The organism is Pseudoalteromonas luteoviolacea (genome assembly GCF_001696455.1).
Classification (GTDB): domain Bacteria; phylum Pseudomonadota; class Gammaproteobacteria; order Enterobacterales; family Alteromonadaceae; genus Pseudoalteromonas; species Pseudoalteromonas luteoviolacea_C.
This window is the reverse complement of the sequence record NZ_MAUJ01000001.1, coordinates 374,113-400,827: the sequence shown is the minus strand read 5'-3', so window position 1 is coordinate 400,827 and position 26,715 is coordinate 374,113. Positions and strand designations below refer to the sequence as shown.

Annotated in this window: 22 protein-coding genes; 9 read left to right on the top strand and 13 right to left on the bottom strand. The window is 42.4% G+C overall.

The window, feature by feature from the left end; translation table 11 throughout:
• Positions 1–49: 49 nt before the first annotated feature.
• From A7985_RS01685 to dapA, 3 genes are read right to left on the bottom strand one after another with little or no spacing between them, the layout of a single operon-like run.
• The gene (locus A7985_RS01685) at positions 50–1,543 is read right to left on the bottom strand and encodes an aldehyde dehydrogenase (NADP(+)) (RefSeq protein ID WP_065788707.1); all 1,494 of its coding nucleotides are present in this window, start codon (positions 1,541–1,543) and stop codon (positions 50–52) included.
• 42 nt (positions 1,544–1,585) lie between these two features.
• Positions 1,586–2,587: a 4-hydroxyproline epimerase gene (locus tag A7985_RS01680; protein ID WP_065788706.1), complete on the bottom strand. Its 1,002-nt coding sequence runs from the start codon at positions 2,585–2,587 to the stop codon at positions 1,586–1,588.
• 12 nt (positions 2,588–2,599) lie between these two features.
• Positions 2,600–3,514, bottom strand: a complete 915-nt coding sequence (gene dapA, locus A7985_RS01675) for a 4-hydroxy-tetrahydrodipicolinate synthase (RefSeq protein ID WP_065788705.1) — start codon at positions 3,512–3,514, stop codon at positions 2,600–2,602.
• Between the two features lie 206 nt (positions 3,515–3,720).
• Here dapA and A7985_RS01670 point away from each other — a divergent pair, with 206 nt between their 5' ends.
• Both A7985_RS01670 and A7985_RS01665 read left to right on the top strand, forming a co-directional pair.
• A complete protein-coding gene (locus A7985_RS01670) occupies positions 3,721–4,959 on the top strand; it encodes an NAD(P)/FAD-dependent oxidoreductase (protein WP_065788704.1) in 1,239 nt (412 codons plus the stop codon).
• A gap of 27 nt (positions 4,960–4,986) precedes the next feature.
• Positions 4,987–6,201, top strand: a complete 1,215-nt coding sequence (locus A7985_RS01665; RefSeq protein ID WP_065788703.1) for a M24 family metallopeptidase — start codon at positions 4,987–4,989, stop codon at positions 6,199–6,201.
• A 47-nt stretch (positions 6,202–6,248) separates the two neighbouring features.
• On the opposite strand, the gene A7985_RS01660 is transcribed toward A7985_RS01665, so the two are convergent.
• Positions 6,249–6,977, bottom strand: coding sequence for a hypothetical protein (locus A7985_RS01660; protein WP_065788702.1), 729 nt, complete (start codon positions 6,975–6,977; stop codon positions 6,249–6,251).
• 275 nt (positions 6,978–7,252) lie between these two features.
• Between A7985_RS01660 and A7985_RS01655 the strand changes: the two genes are divergently transcribed.
• On the top strand, positions 7,253–9,583 hold the full coding sequence (locus A7985_RS01655) for a hypothetical protein (protein ID WP_256096634.1): 2,331 nt from the start codon (positions 7,253–7,255) through the stop codon (positions 9,581–9,583).
• Between the two features lie 57 nt (positions 9,584–9,640).
• Here the strand turns inward: A7985_RS01655 and A7985_RS01650 are convergent, their stop codons facing one another.
• The 4 genes from A7985_RS01650 to A7985_RS01635 all read right to left on the bottom strand — a co-directional run bounded on the left by A7985_RS01650 (position 9,641) and on the right by A7985_RS01635 (position 12,530).
• A complete protein-coding gene (locus A7985_RS01650; RefSeq protein ID WP_065788700.1) occupies positions 9,641–10,054 on the bottom strand; it encodes a hypothetical protein in 414 nt (137 codons plus the stop codon).
• A 217-nt stretch (positions 10,055–10,271) separates the two neighbouring features.
• Positions 10,272–10,454, bottom strand: coding sequence for a hypothetical protein (locus A7985_RS01645; RefSeq protein ID WP_141685246.1), 183 nt, complete (start codon positions 10,452–10,454; stop codon positions 10,272–10,274).
• 40 nt (positions 10,455–10,494) lie between these two features.
• On the bottom strand, positions 10,495–11,439 hold the full coding sequence (locus tag A7985_RS01640) for an ornithine cyclodeaminase family protein (protein WP_065788698.1): 945 nt from the start codon (positions 11,437–11,439) through the stop codon (positions 10,495–10,497).
• Positions 11,440–11,450: 11 nt separating this feature from the next.
• Positions 11,451–12,530 (bottom strand): M24 family metallopeptidase, encoded by a 1,080-nt coding sequence (locus tag A7985_RS01635; RefSeq protein WP_065788697.1) that lies wholly within the window; start codon positions 12,528–12,530, stop codon positions 11,451–11,453.
• Between the two features lie 627 nt (positions 12,531–13,157).
• Between A7985_RS01635 and A7985_RS01630 the strand changes: the two genes are divergently transcribed.
• Together A7985_RS01630 and A7985_RS01625 are read left to right on the top strand one after the other, a co-directional pair.
• Positions 13,158–14,780, top strand: a complete 1,623-nt coding sequence (locus tag A7985_RS01630) for an alkaline phosphatase D family protein (RefSeq protein WP_065788696.1) — start codon at positions 13,158–13,160, stop codon at positions 14,778–14,780.
• Positions 14,781–14,980: 200 nt separating this feature from the next.
• Positions 14,981–16,234 carry an aromatic amino acid transport family protein gene (locus A7985_RS01625; protein ID WP_065788695.1) on the top strand — a complete coding sequence of 418 codons (1,254 nt, stop codon included), beginning with the start codon at positions 14,981–14,983 and terminating at the stop codon, positions 16,232–16,234.
• A 49-nt stretch (positions 16,235–16,283) separates the two neighbouring features.
• Here the strand turns inward: A7985_RS01625 and A7985_RS01620 are convergent, their stop codons facing one another.
• Positions 16,284–17,207, bottom strand: a complete 924-nt coding sequence (locus A7985_RS01620) for a diguanylate cyclase domain-containing protein (RefSeq protein WP_065788694.1) — start codon at positions 17,205–17,207, stop codon at positions 16,284–16,286.
• 143 nt (positions 17,208–17,350) lie between these two features.
• Positions 17,351–17,914, bottom strand: a complete 564-nt coding sequence (locus tag A7985_RS01615; RefSeq protein ID WP_247684653.1) for a YSC84-related protein — start codon at positions 17,912–17,914, stop codon at positions 17,351–17,353.
• A gap of 515 nt (positions 17,915–18,429) precedes the next feature.
• Here A7985_RS01615 and A7985_RS01610 point away from each other — a divergent pair.
• Complete coding sequence (locus A7985_RS01610) at positions 18,430–19,305, top strand: carboxylate/amino acid/amine transporter (RefSeq protein ID WP_065788693.1); 876 nt, start codon at positions 18,430–18,432, stop codon at positions 19,303–19,305.
• Between the two features lie 45 nt (positions 19,306–19,350).
• Here the strand turns inward: A7985_RS01610 and A7985_RS01605 are convergent, their stop codons facing one another.
• Positions 19,351–19,788: a GNAT family N-acetyltransferase gene (locus tag A7985_RS01605; protein ID WP_065788692.1), complete on the bottom strand. Its 438-nt coding sequence runs from the start codon at positions 19,786–19,788 to the stop codon at positions 19,351–19,353.
• Between the two features lie 415 nt (positions 19,789–20,203).
• Here A7985_RS01605 and A7985_RS26790 point away from each other — a divergent pair, with 415 nt between their 5' ends.
• From A7985_RS26790 to A7985_RS01595, 3 genes are all read left to right on the top strand, one after another.
• Complete coding sequence (locus A7985_RS26790; protein WP_256096633.1) at positions 20,204–20,683, top strand: discoidin domain-containing protein; 480 nt, start codon at positions 20,204–20,206, stop codon at positions 20,681–20,683.
• Positions 20,684–20,694: 11 nt separating this feature from the next.
• Positions 20,695–21,747: a basic secretory protein-like protein gene (locus A7985_RS01600; protein WP_256096632.1), complete on the top strand. Its 1,053-nt coding sequence runs from the start codon at positions 20,695–20,697 to the stop codon at positions 21,745–21,747.
• A 237-nt stretch (positions 21,748–21,984) separates the two neighbouring features.
• Positions 21,985–23,154 (top strand): response regulator, encoded by a 1,170-nt coding sequence (locus tag A7985_RS01595; protein ID WP_065788691.1) that lies wholly within the window; start codon positions 21,985–21,987, stop codon positions 23,152–23,154.
• On the opposite strand, the gene A7985_RS26725 is transcribed toward A7985_RS01595, so the two are convergent.
• Complete coding sequence (locus A7985_RS26725) at positions 23,146–23,796, bottom strand: response regulator (protein WP_256096658.1); 651 nt, start codon at positions 23,794–23,796, stop codon at positions 23,146–23,148. The two genes, A7985_RS01595 and A7985_RS26725, sit on opposite strands and share 9 nt — an antisense overlap.
• Positions 23,793–26,567, bottom strand: a complete 2,775-nt coding sequence (locus A7985_RS01585) for a PAS domain S-box protein (protein ID WP_065788689.1) — start codon at positions 26,565–26,567, stop codon at positions 23,793–23,795. The genes A7985_RS26725 and A7985_RS01585 overlap by 4 nt, the downstream gene beginning before the upstream one ends.
• Between the last annotated feature and the right edge of the window lie 148 nt (positions 26,568–26,715).

Genomic DNA, 26,715 nt, shown 5'->3' with positions numbered 1-26,715 from the left:
CGCACCTAACACAGGTTTGAAATGAACTGCTCTTCTTACTTTTTTAAGATTAGCTTTGAATGCACAAAGGTCTTAAAAAACGGGTCATGGCTTGCAACCCAACTGATGTTGATCTGACATCCGTTGACGATGGGAATGGTCCACCATGGTTCATCGACGCACATATTTCAACGCCAGTCGGCATTTGCCCAAGCGTAATGCGACCGACTTTGTAATGTAAGTCATTGATAAGCTCAGCATGGTATGTAAGCTCCTGCTCTGTGCCATGTACACTTGCAGTCAATTGACCAGCGAGCGAATCTATTGCCTTTACAAGCGACTCATCACTGTTATATCTCACAATCAGAGCACAAGGTCCGAACACCTCTTCTTGTAGATGCTTATCAGCAAGGAACGTCTCCACATCACATGCAAATAAATGTGCATCTGCATGATAAGGCTTTTCCAACTTGCCTTTTGCCAGCTTTGTAACGTTGCTATTGCTTTCAAACCCGGCAATCGCGGAAATAAATGACTTTAAAATGCCTGGTGTTAACAGAGTGTCAGAACTCGCCGCTTTAATCGCTTCAATTGCTGCGTCTTCAAATTCTGCTTGTCCAGCTGGTACAAACCAGACACCGGGACTAGTGCAAAACTGACCGTTGCCCATCAATAAGGACGCTACCAACTGCTGGGCTAACGCCGGACCGGCTTGCGACGCTTTGTCTTTGAAAATGACTTGAGGATTGACACTGCCAAGCTCGCCGTAAAATGGAATGGCCTCTTCACGCTTGTTAATCGTCTCTATCAGTGCATTTGCAACATTAAATGAACCGGTAAAACCAACTGCTTTAACCACCGGATGCGACACTAGCTGGTGTGAGATGCTATATGCTTTAGCTTGCAACATAGAGAATACGCCATCTGGCATATCACACTTCTTAATTGCACTGTCGATCGCTTTTGTCATTAACTCACTGGTTGCGGGGTGTGCATTGTGTGTTTTGACAATAACCGGACAACCCGCAGCAAGTGCGGCCGCCGTATCCCCACCTAACGTCGAAAATGCGTATGGGAAATTAGATGCACCAAATACCGCAACAACCCCAACAGGAATGTGGCTTAATTCAGTACGCGGCTTGGGCAGTGGCGCCCGACTTGCATCAGCTTCGTCTACATAGCTGAGGTTGAGGGGCGCAAGGTCCTGTTCAAGGGCATTAGCAAAAGCACGTAACTGCGAAACGGTCCGCATGCGTTCACCTTCTAGTCGCTGACGCGGCAAGTTGGTTTCTTGCATTGTTGTTTCGATAAGAATATCACCAAGATCCAGTATCTCTTGTGCTATCGAATTTAAAAACTCGGCACGTTGCTGGTTACTTAGATTGCGATAAGGTTTAAATGCAGCTTGAGCAGCTTCAGCTGCTTGCTCTAACTGCGCTTCAGTCGCATCATAAAATGTCGTAGGTAACTGCTCATTGGTGCCCGGGCAAAAACTTTGGAAGGTTTTGCCATCTTCATTGCCAAGCCACTGCCCAGCAATATAACTTAATCCTGTGATTGCCATCTTCGTCTCCTATAAACGATGATACCGATATCATTAATCTACTTAGATCACTTGAAAGCCGTATGCATAGGGGTCGTCGTCGTCCACTGTGATACAGTTCGCGCCAGTACGTCTCGCCCAGCCTTGAATGCTAGGTAAAATGGCCACTTTCCCAGCCACTTCCGTAACACCTTCGACTCGCCCGATGAATTGACTGCCGATATAACTTTCGTGAACAAAGTCTTCCCCTTGCTGCAACCGGCCTTGAGTAAAGAGTTGTGCCATTCGGGCACTGGTGCCGGTTCCGCAAGGCGAGCGGTCAATTGCTTTATCTCCGTAAAACACCGCATTTGCAGCACTAGAGTCAGAGTGCTTTGGATCGCCTGTCCATAAAACGTGTGTTGCCCCGCGCACAGTCGAGTCTTCTGGGTGAACACATTCAATTTGCTTATTCACCGCTTCACGTAATTTGCGGCTCATGACCACCAATTGATCAGCCGTGGTATTTTGTGTGCCGTTAAATAGAGCTTGAGGTTCTACAATGATGTAAAAATTGCCACCATATGCGATATCCACAGTGAATTCGCCCAGTTCAGGCACGTCAATAACTTGCTTTTCATAGGCCAAGAACGCTGGCACATTGAAGAGCTTTACCCAATTTACTTTGCCATTAAGCATTTCATAGTGCGCGTTAACACGCCCAGCTGGTGTATCAAGCTTGGCGAGCCCAGGTTGCTTTGGTTGTAATAAACCTCGCTCTAACGCGAAGGTCACTGTACCAATCGTTCCGTGGCCACACATCGGCAAACAGCCTGAAGTTTCGATAAACAAAATACTGATATCGCCATCTTCAGTACAAGGTGGGTATAAGAAAGAGCCTGACATCATGTCATGGCCGCGCGGCTCGAACATTAATGCTTGTCGGATCCAATCATAGTCTTTTAAAAAATGCTGTCGCTTTTCACTCATTGTGGCCCCCTCAAGATGAGGGTGGCCGCTAGTGACTAAGCGCACAGGGTTGCCACATGTGTGGCCATCTATACAAAAGAATGTGCCCCTGTTCATCGCGTCTTATCCTTAGTCGAGGTTGTACTTACTTAAATCAATACGATTATTGAGCGCTTCATCATATAAGCGACTTACATAGCTTTTTTCTTCTTCCGTCAGAGCTAAGCGTGGTGAACGTGTTTTCTCACTGCCTCGACCAGCTAACTGTTCAGCATACTTAATGCATTGCACCAAGGTCGGGATAGTGTCTAGGCGTAGTAAAGGCAAGAACCAACGCCATAATTCTCTTGCTTCTTCATAACGGCCTTGCTGAGCCAATTTATATATCGCTACTGATTCGCGTGGGAATACGTTTGTCAGACCAGAGATCCAGCCTGTAGCACCCAACATTAAGCTTTCAAGGGCAATGTCATCTACACCACCAAATACAACAAAGCGGTCGCCAAATGCTGAGAAGAGCTCGCTGATACGACGCGTATCTTCAGTCGCTTCTTTCACAGAAACAATGTTGTCTTCTTGTGCAAGTACACCCATACCTTCGATTGACACATCAACGCCGTAAGTAATCGGGTTGTTGTAAATCATGATTGGTAACGACGTAGCACGGGCTACTTGCTGGTAATGGTGAATCGCTTCTCTTTCTGTTGAACGGTACACCATACCTGGTAGCACCATGAAACCATCAATACCGATGGCTTGTGCATCTTTTACAAACTCGATAGCAAGCGCAGTTGTTGTTTCCGCAACACCTGACAAGACAGGTACACGACCAGCGACCACTTCTTTCGCAGCTTCCAGTACCTGTCTTTTTTCTTCGGCACGCAGCGAACAATTTTCACCGACAGTGCCCAGCACGATGATGCCGTGAACACCCTCTTCAACGAGTGAATTAATCATCGCTTTTGTGGTTTCAAAATTGATGCTTTCGTCGTCGTTGAACTGAGTTGTTACTGCTGGGTAAACACCCTGCCAATTTACTTTCATGATTCTTCCTCTGTGATAATTCTTGCTTTTCATCATAGGTATATTGTATACAATAATCAATATGCTTTTTTTGATGATTAGTGAATTCACCCTTTAAAATCATCAAAAAACCAAATAACAAATTGTTTTAATTGAACTTATTTATTTTAATTTTTTTATAGAACCTTGTGATTGGGGTTGATGCAATCCGAAAAAAGAGAGATACAATGGAAAAAAACAACAAAATTGCAGTAATAGGCGCTGGTATTGTAGGCCTCTGTAATGCCCTTCAATTACAACAACAAGGGTATCAAGTTACTTTATTTGACAAACATGGAATTGGAGAACAATGCTCAAAAGGAAACGCAGGGCATTTTGCAACCGAGCAGATCTTTCCCCTTGCTGATAGCGCATTATTGCCCAAGTTACCCAAAATGCTGCTCGACAGTCTGAGTCCGTTACGCATAGATTGGCGCTATTTTGCTAAAGCTATGCCTTGGTTTATCAAATTTTGCTACAACATGTTAGGTAGCAAATACGAGCAGCACACTGAAGCGCTCAAGGTCCTAAACAAGGACGCGATAAATGCATACGCTAGGTTACTTGGTGATAGCTTTGAAGAACACGTAACCTTGCGGGGTAGCCTATTAACTTTTGAACATGGCAATCTTGACGAAATTCGCGCATTGCAAAACAAGTTTGTAAAAGAAGGCATCAAAGTCGACTTACTAAATCAAGAAGAAGTGCAAGCGCTTGAACCACAATTGAGCGTCCGTATTAAGTATGCCTTGTTATTTACGGAGGTTGGGCACACCGCCGATCCATATCAACTTAGTCTTTGTGTTTACAATAAGTTTGTGTCTCTTGGCGGGCTATTTGTACAACAGCAAGTCACAGGTATTTATCAAGCCGGTAGTGCATGGAAAATCACCACGCATCAAACCGAACATGGCCAGTTCGAAAAAATTATTGTGAGTACAGGGGCTTGGAGTAAACGCTTATGCAAACACCTTGGTTATCAACTCCCCATTGAAGCTGAACGGGGTTATCACAATATGTTAAGCACCCACGCCTTATCTCGGCCCGTCGCCTCCGCTGATAGACAATTCATCATGACGCCTATGAATACCGGGCTCAGGTTGGCAGGCACCGTCGAGTTTGCGGGGCTCGATGCTCCCCCAATGTATGAAAGAGCGGCATGTCTGCTCGCGCATGCTAAGAATATGCTGAAAGATTTTGACGATGTACAACAAGGTGAGCATTGGATGGGACCAAGACCGTCACTGCCCGATTCACTCCCCGTCATTTGTGAAGCACCAAACCACCCAAACATCATTTTTTCACTCGGTCATCAGCACCTTGGTTTGACACAGGCCGCTATCAGCAGTGAACTCGTCGCAAATTTGGTTGCAAAACAGCCAAGTGCATTTGATATTAGCCCCTACAGTATTACGCGTTTTCAGTAACACTGAGCAAAACATTAGGAATAATTTATGAAAGGTATAGGTTTTCAAACTAAGCAGGCAGCGTTAGATAGCCTCAATGATATGACCGCAGGCGTCACGCCAATTGCTGAACCAGAGCTTCAAGCGAGAATGGAAAAAGCGCAATCATATATGCGAGCGCACAATATTGATGCCCTTTATCTTAATGCCGGAACAAATTTAAAGTACTTTACGGGACTATCATGGTCTGCAAGTGAACGCTTGGTTGGTGCTATTTTGCCCGCACAAGGACAGGTCCGATTTATCGCGCCGTTTTTTGAGCTCGGTACAATCAATGAGTATCAGGTTATCAAAGGAGATATCCACGCTTGGCAAGAAGAAGAGTCCCCCTACCAGCTAGTTGGTAAAGCTTTAAAAGAATTAGGCATTGCTCAGACGGCAACACTGGCCATAGATGAAAGCACGGCGTTTTTTACCGTCGATGGTATTGCCAAAGCCAATTCCGAATTAAACATCATCAATGGCCATCACGTTACAGCACATTGCAGAATGCACAAATCAGACAATGAAATTGCGTTAATTCAGCGCGCGATGGACATGACACTCGAAGTGCATAAAGCGGCTGCATCTATTTTATATGAGGGTATCTCGACCACTGAAGTAGAAGAGTTTATAGAACAAGCTCATCAAAAAGTCGGGGCTCCGGGCAATTACTTTTGCATTGTGTTATTTGGCAAAGCGTCATCCTTCCCTCATGGGGTTAAAGACCCTCAAATACTGAAACAAGGAGATGTCGTTTTAATTGATACCGGCTGTAAGCTTCATGGTTATTTGAGTGATATCACTCGAACTTATGTATATGGAGAAGCTACAGAGCGTCAAAGAACAATGTGGCAACATGAAAAGACGGCTCAAGCGCGTGCTTTCGAAGCTGCACAAATAGGCGCTACGTGTGGCGATGTTGATCATGCCGCGAGAAGTTATTTGGCGTCACAAAGCCTTGGACCTGACTATCAATTACCAGGGTGTCCGCATAGAACTGGCCATGGTATTGGATTAGATATTCATGAATTACCTTATTTAGTGAAAGATAACCCGCAGCCGCTGGCACCAGGGATGTGCTTTTCGAACGAGCCTATGCTGGTAATCCCCGATGAGTTTGGCATTCGACTGGAGGACCATTTCTACATGACAGAGCATGGGCCCAAGTGGTTCACTCAGCCAAGCCATAGTATCGATGACCCATTCGGCTTAGACAAGTAACTTCAAAAGACCTACGGACTTTAAAAACCGTAGGTCTACGTTATTTTTTATTCGCTTTTAACATCATAAAGCTTCACATTACCTGAGCCATCCCCGAGTAATTTAAATGCTTCAGCGCCTCGCACGGTTATATTGCCGCTACCATCCTGTACGGCTACTTTCCCAGCGACATTTTCTATAACGACATTACCTGAACCGTCTTTAACTTTCACGTCACCTTCAACGTTTTCGACATAGATTTTGCCAGAGCCATCCTCAATTAACACCTTTCCTTTGTTGCCAAGTACTTCAATTTTTCCCGAGCCATCTTCAATCTGTAGCGCGGTTAAATTGCCATGAAGTGCAATTGAGCCTGATTCATCATCAATTGAACCAATACTCACATCATGTGCTTTAATTGACCCTGAGCCATCTTTAATGTCCGTCAGAAGTTCACTGGGCAAAGTGATTGAAAGATGGACCAGAGTGTAATTAGCACCTGTATGACAGACGTTCGCTTTTAACTCAGCAAAGCCACTATTTTCCTCTAAGCCCAAGCAATAATCAGAACTCCCCTCAGATTGATAAATATCCGCTTTAACCTGTATCTCATCTGTGTCAGTACCGATTATAGAAAGGCTCCCCGCCCCAGCATCAATTTTAAAACGTTTTACATCCTCAACCGGTAGAGATAAAACCGAACTTTTCACAAACTTAAAATCACTCGAGTAATATTGCTGTGCAGATACTGCCCAAGCAAAGCTTAGAGCCATCGCCACCATTAATTTAGCTTTCATGTAACCATCCTTTAGCATTGTATTTTTGAGTTAAGACGCAGCGTATTAAAAAAAGGTTTAAATCATGACAAAAAAGTTTACCTGAATTTGAAAAAGTTCAACATCATTCAGTTTCTCACCAGTCACATTGCCAAGTCACCGCATACGTCACATCGAAAATACCTTGGATTTACTCTGCAATTATTGTATACAATATACATAAAAGAGAATGAGATCTTAATATGTATAAAACTTGTTTAGGCTTATGTTTTGCAACCCTCTTATCAGGGTGCGCAATGACCTCCGCAACCAAACCCGTACCGAGTATTAAATCACCTGCCCAGATGCAAGTTGATATCGACGTATCAGGTCGAGTGAGTACGCTGAATCACATTGATATCCAATTTGTTGGCAAGCAGATCCCTCGCACCTTTAGCGATGGTAAAATAACCAATAGCCGAGGCTATAATTGGTGGGTGAGTAAGCACTTTGCGCTGAAAAGCGATTTACCTGAAGACAAGGTATATTTATACCTCGAGCTTTTGGAGATGTCATACCCTCACTATGTTGAGCTGTTTGGCATGGAACCCAGCAATATAGAAAATCAACGTATTGCCGTCGTGTATGGCAGTTCTCGCGACCGGGTACGCGAGGCAATGTTAGACGATGGTTTCTTACGCGGTGTACACACGCACGCTGGCGGAGAAACGATGTTTTACAACCGCGCAGGGTACAGTTTCCCAAGCCATCGCCAACACCATCAAAGATATATTGTGATCCATGAGACCATGCATGCTTTTCACATGGCTTTAAATGGGCACTCGACTTGGGCGCCAAACTGGATCACCGAAGGCATGGCCGATGCTATCGCCAGCCATACTTACGATCCCATGCTAAAACAATTGAATGTCATGGTGTTTGATAGGGCCCCGATGAACTATCTAACTCTGGGGTTAAAGCAGTATCACGAAGACAACCAACCAAGCTTTGAGCAAATAAATGACGACCCTAAGTTAAAACGAGGGTTAAACTTTTTTATCGTTCACTTTTTACTCAGCGATCCAACTAGATACCATTACTTCAAACGATATTTGCGTACTCTCATGGATGCTAACCCTGATTCAGAGCAAACATTGCCAACTGCCAATAGATTACTCAAAGCGACTTTTCCAGATTGGCAAGCGCTTGAGTCACAATTTGCGCAATTTATTCAATCTTCACAGCCGAGCTTTTACATCGTAAAAGGCCCTTGGGAGCAAAACGGTGCTGGGTATTTTTTGCGCAGCGATAAAAGGGATGTCTTGCATCGTTTGGATATACTGGCAAACAACAGCAGTGAACAAGTAAAGCTTGACTTTCCCGCACCACTTGCTCACCCTTTGATTGCTCCTGTGAAACCTGATACGCTCAGCGCCCTCATTGATTTTGAGCCTGAACAGGTAACCCGAGGCCAATTGGGGTTAGGGTTACTTACAGAGCTCTCTACAGCAAGTCAAAAAAAGCGTTTGGGCTTAGTAAAAGACGCCGATTTTAGCCAAGATAAATTACTGGCGTTATTGGTAGAAAATGGCAATAAACTCACCTTGCAGTTTGTCGGTTATGACTTACCAAAGCAATTTGTTTCTTTACCTCTTGATATCGTTGAGGCAATAGCGTCACATCATCAACTTGCTCTCAACTTGCAGCAACAAGGTAACACCCTTAACGTTTCGATCAATACGGCCGAACACACCCACCATGTTAAATTTGAACTCCCTGAGCTGATCAGCCAAAAACTAAATCTACAACAATTATCTGTTTTAGGTAATGCTATGAATCACACTTTAACGCCATACATTTACGGGCATACAAAGCAAGTACAAAAGCGCTCATCAGATTCACCAAATCCTTGGCAATATCAAGATGCGGCACTTGCACTGCGCGCTTTTAATACGTGTGAAACTTACCTATCTCAGCTCAAAGGGTGTAGAGCAAAGCTAAGCCAAGCATTTAATAAGCTTCCTGACGCCAGCCTTCACGGCGCACTTTCCACTCAGCTTGAAACTTTAATAGGTACTTGGCATACACAACTTGATGCGCCAGATGTAACCACACTTAGCGGGATAGACCTCTACCCAAGATACGATGCCCAGACACCATTCTTGCAAGTTGTAAATCCGAGTAAGCATGATGCGCAGCTTGCACTGACTCAAAATGGTATTACTAAGAGCCATACTGTTTCTTCCGGAAAAACCCGAATTGAACTCCCCGTCAATGCAACGCAATATACTTATCAATTAAACTGGCAAGGGCTTGCTCAAACAGGTGCAATCGATGTTCAATCTCAACGCTTTGACGGGGTTTACCTAAACGCAGGTCTACGTCATCAGCAACTTGAGATTGTATTGTCAGGGCCATACTCTGGTGCGACAACAGGTAAGTTGAACGTTAAGTTTCTGCCTTACCAATCGCCAATCAGTCAGCCGTTACTTTGGCAAGAGCAAGTTGAAATTGCTCCCTATGAAAATCGTACATGGCAACCTAAATTACCGCGCCTACCTCAATTGGCAAACGGCATTTTAGAGGTTACCGCGACGCTAGATGTGGACGGCGAGCCCATTATGCTAAAGCAGCACATTAAGCTCTAAATAAAAAGCGCATAGCGTATATCACTATACGCTATGCGCCTCTTTGAAAATTCATTTTTATCTACAGCTAAAAGACATATTGATTTGATAAGGTTCGCCCATAGAATCTTCTGCAATACCGCCGCCAATCATCATCGCAGCGCCTAAGTCATCGACCGAGTTGCGACCAAATATTGCCATCCCAGCACCCGCCGCTTCAACCGCATTTGCCACGTTTCTGTTACGTAAATATTCTTCTTCAGGCATTGAACCCATATAAGTGAGCTGCTCGTTGATGACATATGCTTGATTATTGCTCTTTTCTTCGCAGAAATAATTGGCTTGATCAATGGCCTCTTCTGCCGCTTTTTCTCTGGTTTCAGCAGTTAAATTGACATAATGTCTGCCATCTTCAGCCGGTCTTACATTGTTGTGGTGTGCACATCCTGTTGCTAATACGGCTAGAAGCGATGCTGCGATAAGTTGTTTCATGTTTTTCCCCAATTTGTTTGTTGGAAGAAATAATAAGCCAACTCCTTGTGCAATTCAGTCAGGGAATGTTTGAAAGTGTAAAGTTTTTTATGACGCTTTTGACATTGGCTACAATCTTAATGCCAGAGAAAAACTGGGCGTTTGGAGTCACCAAGTTGCAAGCAACAAAGTGACCTAAATAGAAATCATGCGGCGGTTGCTTTGTAAAACTGGCGGATTACAAATGCCATATCATTTTGTCATCTGCCAGTATATGGAGTTGCTCTGCGTCTCTCGATTTCTCAAAAAATGACTCATCGTAGAGAACCTTATTACTGCAAACTTCATCACCATATTGATAGGTGATGAGTAAATGTGCTTGATGACAGACAAGCGTATTACACAATCGCTTGTCATGCACAACACTCACCTCAAGCACTTTGCATAGTTGGCATTTCGCTTTATTCTTGAACCAAGTCATAAACGAGTTTTGCAGTCACCAAGTCACTCAGTGCCGTCCCTACTGATTTAAATAAAGTGATCTCACTTTGAGATGCACGCTGACTCGTGTTGCTTTTGGCCAATTCGGTTAATTCCGCTTTGACCTGCTCTGCACTGAACACGTTTTCTGCGATTGGAATAAGCAATTCGCCCGCTTCATTTAGTACATTTGCACGGCTATCAACAAATACAGAGCTTCGGGTAACGATTCGCGTATCACATTCTCTATACTGCTTATGGTGATTGCCAATTAAATCAATATGGGTGCCTTGTGATACCCAGTTGCCATCAAACAACGGTGAATGACTTCCTGTTGCGCAACTAATTACATCCGCAGTTCGAATAACCTCCTCACTCACACTGCTAAGCGTAAACTCAACTTGAGGAAACTGAGCAGACATTAAAGAAATGAGCGTTTGTGCTTTGTCTTGGTTCCTCGCAATTACCGTAACCTTTTTATACGCTCGAACACTCAAGTGTGCACTCATCATAAACGGAGCTAAGTTGCCAGAACCAAAAAATACAAGGTGTTTTGCATCTTGTTTCGCCAAATAAGATGCTGCCAGTGCAGATACCGCAGCGGTGCGCCATAGCGTAACTTCTGTGCCATCAACCAGTGCTAATGGCTCCCCAGTCCCTCTCGAGAACAGCATAATTTTGGAGTAAAGGCTGGCTTTATCCTGCTTAAAATTATCAGGGAAGTAGGTAAACGCCTTCACGCCTATTACTTCGTGATTCCAAGCGGGTAAAACCGCAAAAGCATCATAATTATTCGGGTTTTCATCTAACTCAAAAACTTGCCGCATTGGCATTCCTGCATTACTTGCAAACCCCTGCTGCAATGCGGGTATTAATTTATCAAAACTCAGCGCTTGCTTTACTTGAGCGCGGTTAATCTGTTGCATAGACATAGTCCTTATAATTCAAACGTCTGAGGAGCTTTCGTTAGGCACTGATGGCCATGTTCCGTCACGACAATATCTTCTTCGAGGCGAACGCCACCAAACTCAGGAATATAAATACCAGGCTCCATCGTAATAACATTGCCTGCTTGTAGTATGTTTGGGACATTGGGTTTGATAAATGGCTGCTCGTGTAAATCTAGCCCTAAACTATGACCAAGACCTTCACCTGCAAATTGTGCGTATGGACTGTTCGCCAAGACTTGATGTGCGACCTGATTCAAACTGTTGCAATCAATTCCCTGCTTCACGCTTTCTAGTGCGCGTTGCTGTGCGTGCTGAACGGTATTAAATATGGAAGTTTGCTTAGCTGTTGGCTTACCGAATACATATGTGCGCGTCATATCTGACCGATATCCATTTACAACCGCACCAAAATCCACTAACAACAGATCACCTAGTTTCAGGCGTCGATTACTCGGATTGCCATGCGGTAATGCACTGCGCTCCCCAAACAATAAAATGGTATCAAATGATATCCCTTCAGAACCTTTGCTGCGCATTTTGTAGTCAAGCTCGAGAGCTAAATCACGCTCTTGCACGCCTTCTCTAACAAGCGACAACATTTCACCCAGAGATTCATCTGCAATTTGAGCGGCGCGCTGAATGTAAGAAATCTCTAATTCGTCTTTAACTTCACGCAACGATTCAACGCAACCGACAACACCAAATAAATTTTGATAAGGTAAATCAGCGGCAACCAAGCGCCATTGCTCTACACTAAAATGCGCGGCTTCGAAGGCAACAGATTCGCAACTTGGTAAACAGCGCGCAATGCACTGCCCTAACCTCTCTGCGTCTCTATCCCGTTGTACCACTTCAATATCGCTTGTTTCTGCACATGCGCGTTCAAAATAACGATAGTCTGTTATTAAATAGGAAGCATCTTGGGACATCAGTAAAGTCGCGGCATTCCCACTGAACCCAGTGAGATAACGGATGTTTTGACGATTAGATATGATCATCATGTCCGCTTGGTGTTGCTTCAGCGATTGAAGTAACTTGGTCTTTCTTAATTGATAATTGACGTTCAACGATTTCACCCTTCATAAATTAATGATGAACACACAGGTGTTGGCTCATTCGACCGAACAAAATATATTGTATACAAACAAAATAAGCAAGCGAAATGCCATGCCGTGAAGTACCACTCAATAGTGTGCACCCGAGCGAAAATGAAAAAGAGGTGGAGTTTGCTTTTTAAAGCATTGAAATGCTGATTTGAGTTAAGCAGGTCAACACTTGAGTATTAACCCACAAATTAGTTAACTAAAAACTAATCTAAAAAAGAGGTGGTTTTTTTAAATAATAAAAAGCAAAACCACAGTAATGTGAATACAAAAAGATAATAAAGCATAGGCTCCTACTACTAGTCTAAAATTGCCTGCACATTATCGTGCAAGCTCAAACTCTCATGAATCCTGTTTTTATATTATCAGTAACGCTTTTTTTATTTAAGGAGCCGATGCCTAAATGTCTAATTTTATGAAGAAAGTCATCAATTATGAACTAAATAATAATTACTTACGAGCAGAATAACTCACAGCGATTGTATAGCAAAATATTAAGGGATGAGGGTGTTCCAAGCGTTCATTTGCAAATTGTTCTTTCGCTTACTACCGTTATAAATACTTAATTCTTATTATCAAGGACAGGTTCAAATGAGTATGCAATTACGCCATGCTTTCGACTCAGAAAAACTGGTCAGCTGCTTAAATGACGCAATCATAATTGGTCATGTATCCTATTCAACGGCAAAAGTATGGGTTAGAAGTAAACACCGAGGCAAACATTACATCGTATTAAGTGACACGCCAATTCAGCCAGATGAAATAAACATCGACGCATCAGATACCTATTCCGCTTTGCAAATAGGTTTTAGCAAGGTGTCCTCCGTCACCTTAGATGACACTACTGATCGCACTGATTGCGTAGAATTTCAAAATTTGCAGCCCAGTACACGATATTGGGTAGCCCTCATCGCAGATCGCTCAGTGCCAGCTCGCCGCCAATGGCGCAGTGGTTATGAAATACCAGCCACCTTTAAGACACAACAAACCAATGCCAAATCTCTCGTTTTTGGCTTTTTTAGCTGCCATGACCCCTACAAAAAGGGCCATGGCCCTGAAGATATTTTTCTCGATATACATAACCGACTCAATGAGCTAAATGGCGATTTCGTTATTGCGGGAGGGGACCAAGTCTATGTTGACTCAAGCACGAAAGAATTCGATGTATGGCGATGGGTCACCAATAACAAAGAGCAGTTAAAGCCATATTTCGAAGCACAGGACCAAGCAGGCTTGATTAAAGCACTCAGCTACTTTTATCGGTTTATCTATCGCCTGTATTGGCAATCTGCACATTTTCAAAAATTAGTGCGCTCTTTCCCCACCTATATGATTTGGGACGATCATGAAATTATGGACGGTTGGGGTTCACTTACTGAAGATGAACTGAGTGATAAACTAGACACCCTATTTGAGTGGGAAGATAGTGAATTTAACCTATTTATTGCACATGCCATGTTTCATGCTGCTGCGCAGGTCTACCACGAGTACCAACACAGCCACAACCCTACGACACCTACTCTGCCACATACTTCATTGGCCAATAGTCAGTGGGACTACAGCTTTACACATAACCTTGCCAGCTTTTATGTTTTGGACCAACGCGGTCATCACAAATTTCAGAACCCAGCAGGCTATGATCTATTGGGGTCCAGTCAATTCTCACGTTTATCCCACTGGTTTGAAAATATCCCCAGCACTGCAAAAGCCATCTTTATCGTTTCTCCGGTCCCCGTTGTGCATTGGAGTTGCACGGTTGTCAACATGGCTGATTTGGGTTCCTATAAAGACGATTTTAGAGACGAGTGGGATCATGAAGCCAATCATCAAGAACGCAATGAGTTACTTGATCTAGCGTTTAACGCCTCGCAAAAGCACCAGATCCCCGTGGTCTTCTTGTCTGGTGACGTGCACTGCGCAGCTTCTTTCAAGCTAAAACGTCGTTCAAATAGCGGTACGGTCTACCAATTCACAGCCAGCGGAGTCACTAGAAAACCGGCACCATTTGTCAGCAAAGCCATTTCCTGTGCCAAGGGCGCACTCAGTGGCTGTGATGTTTTGACCACGTTCGAGCGACTGGCCTTCGGTACACAAAACAACTTTGGCATCATGAAACTTTTTGTAGAGGGAGAGCAAACCCACCTAGTTGCTGAGCACATCTCTACCACTGACGAAGAAGACGAAACATTAATTAAGCAAGTCAGGTTGGTATAGCAACAATCAAGTTACCTTCCATCAGATACGGCTTTAAATTAAGCCGTATCTGGCTATCCAGAATGCAATTTGTGAACACTCATTAACCACAAATACCCTAACGAGCCTACTTTTCAGTCAATCAAACCGAATAAACATGCATCATTAAGTGAATTTCTATATCATCCGCCCGATTAAAAAGAAAACATAGGACAACAAGTATGAGTAATTCACAAGCAGGAGATGCCCGCAGTATGATGCCAGAAGGGCATGCTCGCTGGACCCAGCATGATACCAATTGGGTACTGAGCCTGTTCGGCACCGCAGTTGGGGCCGGCATATTGTTTTTACCGATCAACATCGGTATTGGTGGATTTTGGCCTCTACTCATTATGGCGGTATTAGCTTTCCCAATGACTTACCTTGCACACCGAGGCTTAGCAAGGTTTGTGCTGTCTTCTAAAAACAGTGATTCTGATTTTACCGATGTCGTTGAGGAGCACTTTGGGGCAACGAGCGGTAGACTGATTTCTCTTCTTTACTTTTTTTCTATTTTCCCAATTTTGCTCATTTATGGTGTGGGCTTAACCAACACTGTAGACAGTTTCATGGTCAATCAATTGGGCATGGAGTCTCTGCCGAGGGTTTTACTTTCAGGCGTATTAGTTGCGGGTATGATTGCCATCATGCTAGGTGGAGAAAAGCTTTTGCTTCGCGCATTTGCTATTTTGGTATATCCATTAGTCGCTGTACTCCTGTTTTTATCACTTTACCTTATCCCTAATTGGCAGCTTCCTGCGGTTTCTGCGCCTGATATTGGCTCGCTAAGCGAAACGCTTTGGTTGTCAGTCCCCATCATTGTTTTTTCATTTAGCCACGCAGCGGCAATTTCAAGCTTCGCGAACACACAGCGCCGTCACTATAAATCTGAAGCAATCCTTAAGTCTGAAGCCATTTTACGTAATACTGCTTTGATGCTGATTGCGTTTGTATTGTTGTTTGTATTCTCTTGTATTTTTTCACTGACACCTGAGCAAATGGCAGAAGCGAAGCAAGCGAATGTATCTGTACTATCTTATTTGGCCAATGTTTACAACAACCCTTTTATTGAAACATTAGGACCTCTGGTCGCATTTATAGCAATCACCTCTTCATTTTTAGGACATTTTTTAGGTGCAAGAGAAAGCTTCAATGGTCTAGTCACCAAGCAAACAAGCATCTCCCTTAAAGCCGCTGACAAGCTTGGGGTCGTGTTGATGTTTATTTCTATCTGGATTTGCGCGGTCATCAATCCAAGTATTTTAGACATGATGGGCGCAATATCGGGGCCGATTATCGCTTTGATTTTGTTCGTAATGCCAACGGTTGCAATTTACAAAGTGCCTGCATTACAAAAATACAAAGGCAAACTCAGCACTTACTTTGTACTTGCGGTTGGCCTATTGGCAGTGTCTGCTTTGCTTTTCAATATGTAGGTGTATTGAATTTGATGTGTGCTCAACTTAATCGAGCACACATCAGAATTTATTTTTCATCCAACAAAAATGACTGGTTTCGACCGTTATCTTTGGCTTGATAAAGCGCTTGGTCAGCGGTCTTTATCAACTCTTCCACGTTGTCGTAATGGCCATATTTGCCCACCGCGACACCTGCACTGACAGTGACAACATCAAATCGCGACTTGCTGTGGGGAATTTCTAAGCCTTTTATAGCCCCAACGATGGCATTCGCTATTTTCTGAGCGCCCTCTCTATCAGTATTTGGCAACAACACAGCAAACTCTTCCCCTCCATACCTGAATACACTATCAAGGGGCCTATTCACCATTTGTACAGCGACTTTAGCGACAGCTTTTAGCGCATCATCGCCTTGCAAATGGCCGTAATGATCATTGAAAAACTTAAAGTAATCGATATCCAACATAATCACCGACAGACTCTGCTGCTGGCGTAAGTTTTGTTTAAACAATCTCTGACATTCCATATCGAAATAACGCCGATTGAAAACTTCGGTTAGACCATCAAAGAAGGAGTACTGTTTGAGAATATCCGTCTGTCTTTTGTACTTGAGGTGCGTGCGGACCCTATTTACCAAAGTTCTGGCAACTATCGGTTTGCCTAAGAAGTCAACGGCGCCAGCATCCCAACACAACTCTTGCTGATTTTCATTGGTATTTGAAGTGACAAAAATGATAGGGATATCATTGAGCTCATCCATCGCTTGAATTTTTTTACACGCCTCTAAACCCGTCATTCCCTCAAGTATCCAGTCCATTAGAATCAGGTCAGGTGGATTGTCTAGGCAGTGCTTTATGGCATCCTCAGCCGAAAAAACACAGTCAACTTTGCACAAACCATCCAAACAGGCACTCAACACTTTCTGCGTAAGTGAGGAGTCTTCTACTATTAAAACTGAACTATCGCTGAGGTCATCAATATCCTTAAACATACGTCCCCCATAAATAATTAAATATATAACTTTGTTTATAGCGAATACTCATGCACCAAACAAGTTAGAAAAACTCATAAAGTGCACAAATAAAATTCGATAAACACTTATACAAAGTATATTCTTTCCCTTGAATTTAGCGACTAATTTAAATCGCTATCACGCCAGAATTTAGTACCTTTAATTGTTGCTTGCAACGCTAAACCACTTTTCGTCATCGTATACACTGACATATCGCCATAATAAAGCTCGCCTTGAACCGACGCTCCCTTTTCTGAGGCTTTTGCAGCGGCATCTGCATTACCACCAAAAGTCCAACCATGCTCTACAAATTTGTCTAACGCTTTTTGCGTATGAAAGACTAAAACCAATCGGTAGTCTTTGACGCCCAACCCCAATCCAACGCCCCCCTCGGCCATATTCATGTAGGTAAAGTTGCCCGTTTTGTTATTGTGCACCACACCATAGCCTGTGCCCGCTGATACAAGCAGTAGATTAACGTTGGCATTAGAGAATACAGCATAACCCACGGCCGACCTTAGCTGCGCTCGGGTATCAGGCTTTTCTGAATATAATTGAGAGAGCGTTTCATTTTTCATTTTTATAATATCGGAACGCTTTTGCGCATTATCGCCGGCTCCCATCGATGCACACCCAGTCAATACAGCCGCAAACCAAAGCACAGATACTTTCAGCATATATTTCATAATTTTTCTCCTAATAAGATACTGTGAACTGCAGGTTGTACTTATACGCACAACAATTATCGGGGACTATGCACGTACCAAGTTTAGCGCAAGATGAACGGAACCCAATTAAAATGCAAAACTAGGGTGAGGTAAACCGCGTTTAGACGCTGGGTTCAAATATAATCTGAATACGCTAAATAAAAGTATAGAAATGCAAAAATTTTAGCTGCTTCACTTTAACGAAAAGCGACCAGGGCAGGTAAAAAAGCACAAAATAAAAAGGCCGCCTGGGAATGGCGGCCTTTAACACATCATGGGTAATCATGAAAGGGATAAATGTGAAAACGACTTCATTGTAACCATTGGGTAGTAAATTAAAATCATATTATAATGGTCATTTAGTTCGTTATTTTCGAACATTCAATTACTGGTAGTCTTAAGCTTTACCGCTAACCCTTCATCTCCATGATAAAGTTTCTATCGATTTCATCCCGTATTACGCATAAAATGGCCGAAAAAATCAGTAATTCTCTATGCTACATTTATCTATTGTTACCGCTCTGTGGGCATTTTCTTTCAGTCTTATCGGTGTTTATTTAGCGGGCCAAGTTGATTCTTGGTTTGCTGCAATGAGCCGTGTACTTATCGCCACGCTAATCTTTTTGCCATTTATAAAGGTCCGTCAGGTCCCATTACAAACCGCTTTATGCCTCATGCTGATAGGTGCCATTCAAATCGGTGCTATGTATGGGTTTTATTACCATTCATTTTTATACCTTAGCGTCCCTGAGGTATTGTTATTTACAGTAATGACCCCTGTTTACATTGCCTTGATTAATGATTTAATGGATAAACGCTTTCAAGCGCATCATATACTCGTCGCACTCATCGCAACTTTGGGTGCTATCACTATTCGCTATGAGCAAATCAATGAGCACTTTTGGACTGGACTGTGTTTAGTGCAAGGTGCCAACTTATGCTTCGCACTTGGGCAAGTGCTCTACAAACGACTCATTCAACATTCATCCATATCACAACACAGTTGTTTTGGCTTTTTCTTCATTGGTGCACTGATCATCACAGGCGCAGGCTTTCTATTATTCGGCGACAGTAACAAACTCCCTACAAACCAACTGCAATGGGGGATCCTACTTTATTTAGGTTTAGTTGCTTCAGGGCTCGGATATTTCCTTTGGAACAAAGGCGCCACTTTGGTATCAGTTGGTGCATTGGCAGCAATGAATAATGTGCTGGTCCCTGCTGGGATTTTGGTTAATTTGGTTATTTGGGGCAAAGACACGAACCTCACAAAACTGGCCATTGGCAGCGTAATTATTTTCTTAGCGCTTTATCTGGACAGATATTTTGAAGCCAAACACTCAACATCGCAGGCCCCAAAAAACAACTAATGGTGACCAACTAAATTAAGAGGCCGAGAACAAACACAAGGCCTTCTAATTTAAGTGCTTTAGAAATTTGATTTTACAATCTGTACCATCACTCAATGGACTACAGGCAATAATGCGATAGTTATTTTTTAAAAGCATCATCAGCATGGATCTGAACCTATTCATAGATTTAACCGAAATGCTATGATACCCATGTTCTTGGCACCACTTCTCTTGCTCATTCAGTAATGATTGTGCAATCCCTACACCACGATATTCTGGTATAACCGCACCTAACCAGCTATAAAAATGATTTACAGCACACTCGTACCCCAACTTGTAGGCAACTGGCTTTCCATCGATTTTTGCCACCAGCAACAATGATGCACAATTATGCAGGCGCTCAACTATCACATCTTTAACTTTAGGGTTATCAAACTCTGGGATCTGTTGTTCTATCTCAAGCAACTCCTCTAACGTACCTAGTTCAATTTGATACTGCATCCTGTTTTGCCCTCTTAGTTTGTATGTACCCACAATTCGTTAGATGTTTTTTTAAACATCTCGTTGAGAAAATAGTTTATTTTATACACCTGCAAAATAAACATATTGAGAAAAATTATAGCGATATTTTTCAATATTTTACACCTTATTATTCAGCGAAGCTCCCAGCATAATCCAATAAAAAAACGTATCTAAAAACCCAACAATCTGTTTATTTACCAGACTAAGAAAAGAGAAAATCGTTAACCCTATGTAAAAAACCTTTGACAAAGTACGTTTTACGACCAATTATTAAAACGTTCCAATTAATAAAACAGTGGCAACACCCCTGAATATTAACATTCAGTAAAACAAATAAGATTGGAACATAAATTTAAACCAAATTATTTTTGGAACGATACAAGGTTGCATAAACATGAATCAAAGACATACACATAACGTTTTAAAATACACAAAGCTCGCGTGCATAATAGCTGCTTCTATATCTATTTCGGCATATGCTAATACAGATCTCACATCAGCAAACCCAAATGCCATATCGGCTTCTGGTGAAAATGGTACTTTCGAAGGCCGTACCAAAGCATTTGATAATGACCAGTACAGTAAATGGCTCACATTTTCCCCGTCAGGTTGGATCAGCCACCAATTCAGCCAACCGCAGCGAGTCACAAGCTACACCATCACATCAGCCAATGACGCCCCCAGTCGAGATCCTCAAGACTGGCAGTTACAAGGCTCGTCTGATGGCATTAATTGGCTCACATTAGATACCCGCAATAACCAGTCATTCGGCGCGCGCTATCAAACCAAACAATTCAATGTGTCTAACCCGCAAATATTTAAATTTGTTCGTTTAAACGTGACAGCAAACCATGGTGCTAACATTTACAGCTAGCTGAGATCGAGATGTTTGGTTCTGACATAGTCACCCCACCAAATGCATTACCTATCACACAGACCAATTCATTAAATGCGCGCCAATGGCAACACTTTGGCCCTTTTAATGCGGCAAACAAGGTAACTGCAACCACCAGCGGGTCGGGTGATGCAGACTTATATATGCGATTAGGCGCTCAGCCGACAACACAAAACTTTGACTGTAGCAGCACATCACCTACCGCTACTGAATCATGTAATTTACAGGGCAATGATCTTTATGTTTCTGTGTACGCATACAGCAATACAAGTTATACCATCAACATCCAAGAGCAAGTGACAACACCACCGGATGGTGAGTGGAAAAAACCGCAAGTCGACTTTGTTGACGTAGACCCGCAAACTCAAGGATCCATTCTGTTTAAGCGCATCATTTCTGATCCCTCTGGACATATGGCGAATCGCTGTGTCGATGTTGCCAAGATCCTTTATCGCGACCCTGTAGAATCAAATAGGTTTAGAAACCTTAGGTTTGAACTGAGAGCAAAAGATCACTGGGGCAATGAATTTGTTGCATATAAAATGGGGCAAGATGGCTCTGGTGAAATGACGATTGTTGTGAGCACCACACACTTAGCTAAACTTTACCGTGACAATGGCAACTCTGATGCGGCAATTAAAGATGAAATTGATGGCATCCTCTTTCATGAAGTAACGCATGGCTATAATAATTCGCCGTTAACGCACGATAGTTATGGAGATGGAAAGGCATTTTGGGCATATACAGAGGGGCTTGCCGATGCGGTTCGGATCGGAGAAGGCTTCCATAAAACAAGACAGCCTAACGTTACCGATCCAAAAAAATGGTTAGGTGGCTACACAACTACAGGGTTTTTCTTACATTATGTCAGAGTCACACATGACCCTGAATTCCTGTACAAATTTAACAAGACAGCCAAAGATCTTGGTAACTATACTTGGTCATTTGACGCTGCATTTAACAGTATTTTAGGAAGAGGCGTTGACGATCTTTGGCAAGAATATGTAACTTTCATCAATAATGGTGGACAGCTTCCATATTAAAACCACAAGTACGAAGTAGCACTTAACGCTACCCAATAAACCGGCAAGCCGTGTTAAGTTTTTCATGTCTAATGCGGCTTGCTTTTACTAAAAACCATACCAAATTACTCTTGAATATAGATAAATAGTCCTCGCTAAAGCTATATTTTTTTAGCACATATAATCGTTCTACACTATGCTGTTGGGAGTGGTACATTTTACCTAGTTTTACCAGCTCACAGTAGGAGTATAAGAATTATGTCGGGCAACGCCAAGGTGCTAATAGTTGATGATGAAAAACCAGTAAGAGAAATGATCTCAGCCGCACTAACGCCGTTTTTCTCTTGCAAACAAGCGTCGTCAGCACAGGAAGCCTACGAGATTCTTGAAGATTATAGCCCACAAGTGATTCTGATGGATATTAGTATGCCCGGTATTGATGGGCTTGCTGCGTGTGAGAAAATCAAAAAAGAAATTTTAACCAGCCATTGTGCTTTGTTTCTGGTGTCCGGGTACAATAATTTAGATATGCGTTTGCGTGCCTTTGACGTAGGCGCTGATGACTTTATTGCAAAACCATTTCAAATCAAAGAGCTCGTTACCAAAGTACAGAAGGTGTCTGAGTTTATTCAATCACAGGTAGAACTCAAAGCCAGTGAACAAGAGTCAATCACCTTAGCCCTCTCTTCAATGCAACAGGCCTCCCACTATAGTTTGGTCATGCAGTTCTTTAAATCACTAAACCAATGTAAAAATGAGCATCAAGTAATCAATCAATTTTTCGCAACGATGAAACAATTGGGATTACTTACCAGTGTTATGGTCAAAAAAGAAGAGATCACGTTTTACGGTCCAAGTGGCGCTAGTATCAGCCCAATAGAGCAAAATATATTTGAACTACTGTGTACAAAAGGTCGCCTACATAGCTTTGGCAGGCGTCTGATTGTAAATGAAAAACACATATCCTTTCTGATAAAAAACCTACCAGAATCTCCTGAGGATAGCGGCGCAATTAATGATATTTCTGTTGCGATAATAGAAGGGTTAGAAGCCAAGTTACTCGATTTATATCGCCAACAGGCGATGGAACAAATCGTCGTTGACATCACTTCGGGCATTGGTGAATTGCATACCTTATCTGAAGAGTATAAATGCTTAATTCATGAGGTAATGCATGACTTAAACCAACAAATTACATCCAGCTTTCACATTTTAGATCTCACTGAAGAGCAGGAACAATTTATTGCTAATTTAATTGAAAAAGAAGCGAAAAGCCTCGGTTCTATTGAACCGAAAATTAACTTATTGAAATCAAACTTAACCAATATTATCCAAAAAACAGATAAGTATTTTGAAATGGAGCAAAAGGTCGCGCCAGAATTAGAAACCGAACTCGATTTAAACAATACTAAGCCTGAGTTATTTTGAACAAAGCGTTGCAACTCTGTTCAATAGCTCCTGAGGACGAAACGGCTTGCGAATAATATTGGCGTACAACGCACTATCGAAATCACTGACTTTTTCAATGTCTACGTAGCCACTTATCATCTGAACTTTTATCTCTGGGTGAAGCCCCTGCGCTTGTTTGACCAAACTAAAGCCGTTCACATCGGGCATGAGTACATCGGAAATGATCAAATCGTACGAGTGCTCTTTTAACACCTCCAGCGCATCCATACCACAAGTTTTTGTGTCTACAGTGTGACCAGCCTGACACAGAAGTTTTGCTATCACATCTGCCAATGATGCTTCATCGTCAACGACCAGTATACGGCATGGCGTTTGATGCACATGTTCAAAATTGAGCTTAGCTTGGGACATCAGTTTAGATTTGGATTCCAATGCAGGAAAATAAATTGCAAATGTGGTGCCGCTTTGACTGCTCTTTACATCAACGCCGCCCAAACTGCGTTGAATAAATGCGTACACTTGGCTTAACCCCAAGCCTGTGCCTTTATCACCTTTAGTAGAAAAGAATGGATCAAAAATGTTATCTATATGCTGATCTTGTATCCCCTCCCCCGTGTCTATTACTTCACACTTGACATGTAAACTCGTTGACTGGTCTATTTTATCATTTTGATACCAGTCAGACTTGTTTTGATAGTCACACTACCGGCCTCTTTTATTGCCTGAACACTGTTAATCACCAGGTTTAATATCATGTCATCAAAGTCGTGTTTATCCAGCTGCACATCCGGTAAGTCCTGTGCCAAGTCAAAAATAAGTTTTACATCAGGCTTTAACGATTTTTCTAATAATTGACGACTATCTAGAAGCGCATCATTTAAAGAAAACACCTCACTCAGCGCACTTTCTTTTTTAGAAAAGCTTAAAAGCTTTTGGGTCAGATTGGTTGCCCGCTCTCCAGCTTTTACTATTTCTTGTACGTAGCTTTTGATTTCGGGTTCGAGGCTTGATTGCATCGAGATGATGTCACTATACCCCAACATGATACCAATTAAATTATTGAAGTCGTGCGCAATTCCTCCGGTTAGTTTTCCCAACGCATCCATTTTCATCGAGCGTCTAAGCTGCTCTTCCTTTTCTTTTATATTGGTTAAATCAACACAGTTACCGATAAACCTTCTCACCCCGTTTGGCATAATTGGCAATTCGCTGATTGACAGGTGCATAGGAAATACATCTCCATTGGCCCGTTTACCAATAACTTGCCGACCGATACCAATTACTTGCTTATGACCCGTTGTGATGTAGTTAAGTAAAAAAGAGTCGTGGTGCATCGCAAATTCCTCTGGCATCAGCATTTTGACATTTTCACCTATCACATGTTGTGCATCATATTGAAATGCGATCTCGGCAGCTTTGTTAAAAGTCAATATTTGCCCTTTGTCATTGATAGTGATAACAGGGTCAACCATTGACTGGAGTACTTCATCTTTTTCTGCCTCTTTAAGCTCAAGGGATTCAATGACCTCGTGTAACATCGTAATATCAGAAATGAGCGATGCGTATCTCGCAACCTCACTGGTCTCATCAGATAGTATAAAGCTATGCCATTCAGTAACGCGCTGTCGGCCTTGCTTATCTGCGATGGCGATTAATTGTTTTGCATGGTGTTCATTTGATATAGTTTGCAGCAAATAACGTTCTAAATCTGAATAGAAGTCGACCGCAACTAACTCCGATAAATTACTGCCAACTAAAGAGTGCTGACAGCTGGCGAACAATTCTGAGGCGGCCTGATTGCAAAACACAATATTTAGTGCCTGATCCCATTCAATTATCGCCATTGGTGCATGACGCACTAACTCTGCCAAACGCCTCTGAATTTGCTGTAATTCATAGTCGGTTTTCTTTTGTACAGTTATGTCAGAAATAAACCCTGCCATTGCATAATTACTTTTGTTTTGCTTGATAATAGGAAACAAAGTAATGGCGCAATAATACGTTTCTCCACGAAACTTGTAGTGTACTTCTTCTCTTATATAGCTGTCACCCGACATGACAGATTGCATGCGTTGCTCTAAGAAGATTGCAATATTTCTTGGGCATGCTTTTAATAACTCCTCTGCATTCGATACCTTAGATTCGGTAGTCAAAAAGCGCTTAAATTGCCCGTTAAGATACGCAACTTCTCCATTTTCTTGCAGTAGAAACACACTTTCTGGCAGGTTTTCGATAATGGAAAAAAGTTTTCGTTCACTCAATTGCAACTGTAACGTCAGTTCGAACTCTTTTTGCTGATCTACGAATGCTATCAAGTAGCAGGACAGCCCCTGCCTTGCCATTGTAAGCTTGGTAATTGATAAGTTGATCGCATGCCATTTTTGTTGATTTAGCCAAAAGCTTTTTATACTTTTACCTCTATGGCTATCCGCCTCTTTGGAAAGAGAAACCAATTGTTTTTGGTCACAATCGTGAGATAATTTAAACTGATCGTCAAATTGCTTAGAATCCGTCAAATCCTTCAGCAGGCACTCTTTAGCAGTATGGTTTAAATCGAGTATTGCACCTTGCTCATCTACAATGACCACGGCATCTGTAATGCCCTCAAATAATGCTTTGAAGTAATCTTTTTGCTGACTAACCGTGGAGTGACTTACAGCTAAATCTCGGAACAATATATTACTTCTTCTCGCTAACTCACTGAGCTCATCCTTCCCCCCAATATCAATAAACGTGATACCTTTCTCAGCATGAAAGCTATCAAAGTGCGTGAATATTTTTTGCAATCGCTTTTGAATCGATATGTGAAAGATCATCGCAACCAACAGGGCGGTAACGAGCATGATAACAAAGAGAGGCGTAAAGGCATGCATCGTTGAATTTTCGATGTATTTTTCTGCAAAAGAGTAATCTGCCAAGATCAATAAGTGCGTTGCATTCACTTTATTTGAAGTACCTTGCGCAACTATCGGACCTAATATCACAAATAAGTTAGACTGGCGGTCAAAAAAGTTCGAGGTTTCATTTTTCGTTAAAGCGTGTGGCAAATTTGATGAAACTAGTTCGTTGACGTCGAACTGTTCTAAGATTGACCCAGCGGTCATTCCTGCAAAATCAGAGCGCGTAGTTAAGCGCACTTTGCCTTGATCATCGAATACAACCGCCAACTCAACATCGGAGTGAGATTTCATTAAAGTTAAATATTTATCAACCGCATCGACTCTCCCCTCAGAAACCATAAACTCAAGCGCGGTTTGTGCTTGTACAAATAAGCTCGACACTTCGTCCATTCGAGTATTAAGGTGGCTATCCACGGTTTGTTTCAGAGTAAATAATTGCAGGGTTGCTACTTGAGCCAATAAACCAAACACCACCACAACAAAAATCTTGAGAGCGATGGGCAATCTGACAAAGTTTTTCATCGGATGCATGTCAGTCTCCCACGAGTTCAAACGAAGTTAATTGACATTCTGATAAGGTAAAATAACAAGCATATCTTTTTGATTTTGGTCTAGGTATAGATTGACCAATAGGAAGCAAACAGCCAATAAGACAAGATGAATGAAGCACTTTGCCTCC

Bases quoted from the DNA above. Each gene is read 5' to 3' on its own strand.
- A7985_RS01685 (WP_065788707.1), bottom strand. From the start codon at position 1,543: ATGGCAATCACAGGATTAAGTTATATTGCTGGGCAGTGGCTTGGCAAT.
- A7985_RS01680 (WP_065788706.1), bottom strand. From the start codon at position 2,587: ATGAACAGGGGCACATTCTTTTGTATAGATGGCCACACATGTGGCAAC.
- dapA (WP_065788705.1), bottom strand. From the start codon at position 3,514: ATGAAAGTAAATTGGCAGGGTGTTTACCCAGCAGTAACAACTCAGTTC.
- A7985_RS01670 (WP_065788704.1), top strand. From the start codon at position 3,721: ATGGAAAAAAACAACAAAATTGCAGTAATAGGCGCTGGTATTGTAGGC.
- A7985_RS01665 (WP_065788703.1), top strand. From the start codon at position 4,987: ATGAAAGGTATAGGTTTTCAAACTAAGCAGGCAGCGTTAGATAGCCTC.
- A7985_RS01660 (WP_065788702.1), bottom strand. From the start codon at position 6,977: ATGAAAGCTAAATTAATGGTGGCGATGGCTCTAAGCTTTGCTTGGGCA.
- A7985_RS01655 (WP_256096634.1), top strand. From the start codon at position 7,253: ATGACCTCCGCAACCAAACCCGTACCGAGTATTAAATCACCTGCCCAG.
- A7985_RS01650 (WP_065788700.1), bottom strand. From the start codon at position 10,054: ATGAAACAACTTATCGCAGCATCGCTTCTAGCCGTATTAGCAACAGGA.
- A7985_RS01640 (WP_065788698.1), bottom strand. From the start codon at position 11,439: ATGCAACAGATTAACCGCGCTCAAGTAAAGCAAGCGCTGAGTTTTGAT.
- A7985_RS01630 (WP_065788696.1), top strand. From the start codon at position 13,158: ATGAGTATGCAATTACGCCATGCTTTCGACTCAGAAAAACTGGTCAGC.
- A7985_RS01625 (WP_065788695.1), top strand. From the start codon at position 14,981: ATGAGTAATTCACAAGCAGGAGATGCCCGCAGTATGATGCCAGAAGGG.
- A7985_RS01620 (WP_065788694.1), bottom strand. From the start codon at position 17,207: ATGTTTAAGGATATTGATGACCTCAGCGATAGTTCAGTTTTAATAGTA.
- A7985_RS01615 (WP_247684653.1), bottom strand. From the start codon at position 17,914: ATGAAATATATGCTGAAAGTATCTGTGCTTTGGTTTGCGGCTGTATTG.
- A7985_RS01610 (WP_065788693.1), top strand. From the start codon at position 18,430: ATGCTACATTTATCTATTGTTACCGCTCTGTGGGCATTTTCTTTCAGT.
- A7985_RS01605 (WP_065788692.1), bottom strand. From the start codon at position 19,788: ATGCAGTATCAAATTGAACTAGGTACGTTAGAGGAGTTGCTTGAGATA.
- A7985_RS26790 (WP_256096633.1), top strand. From the start codon at position 20,204: ATGAATCAAAGACATACACATAACGTTTTAAAATACACAAAGCTCGCG.
- A7985_RS01600 (WP_256096632.1), top strand. From the start codon at position 20,695: ATGTTTGGTTCTGACATAGTCACCCCACCAAATGCATTACCTATCACA.
- A7985_RS01595 (WP_065788691.1), top strand. From the start codon at position 21,985: ATGTCGGGCAACGCCAAGGTGCTAATAGTTGATGATGAAAAACCAGTA.
- A7985_RS01585 (WP_065788689.1), bottom strand. From the start codon at position 26,567: ATGCATCCGATGAAAAACTTTGTCAGATTGCCCATCGCTCTCAAGATT.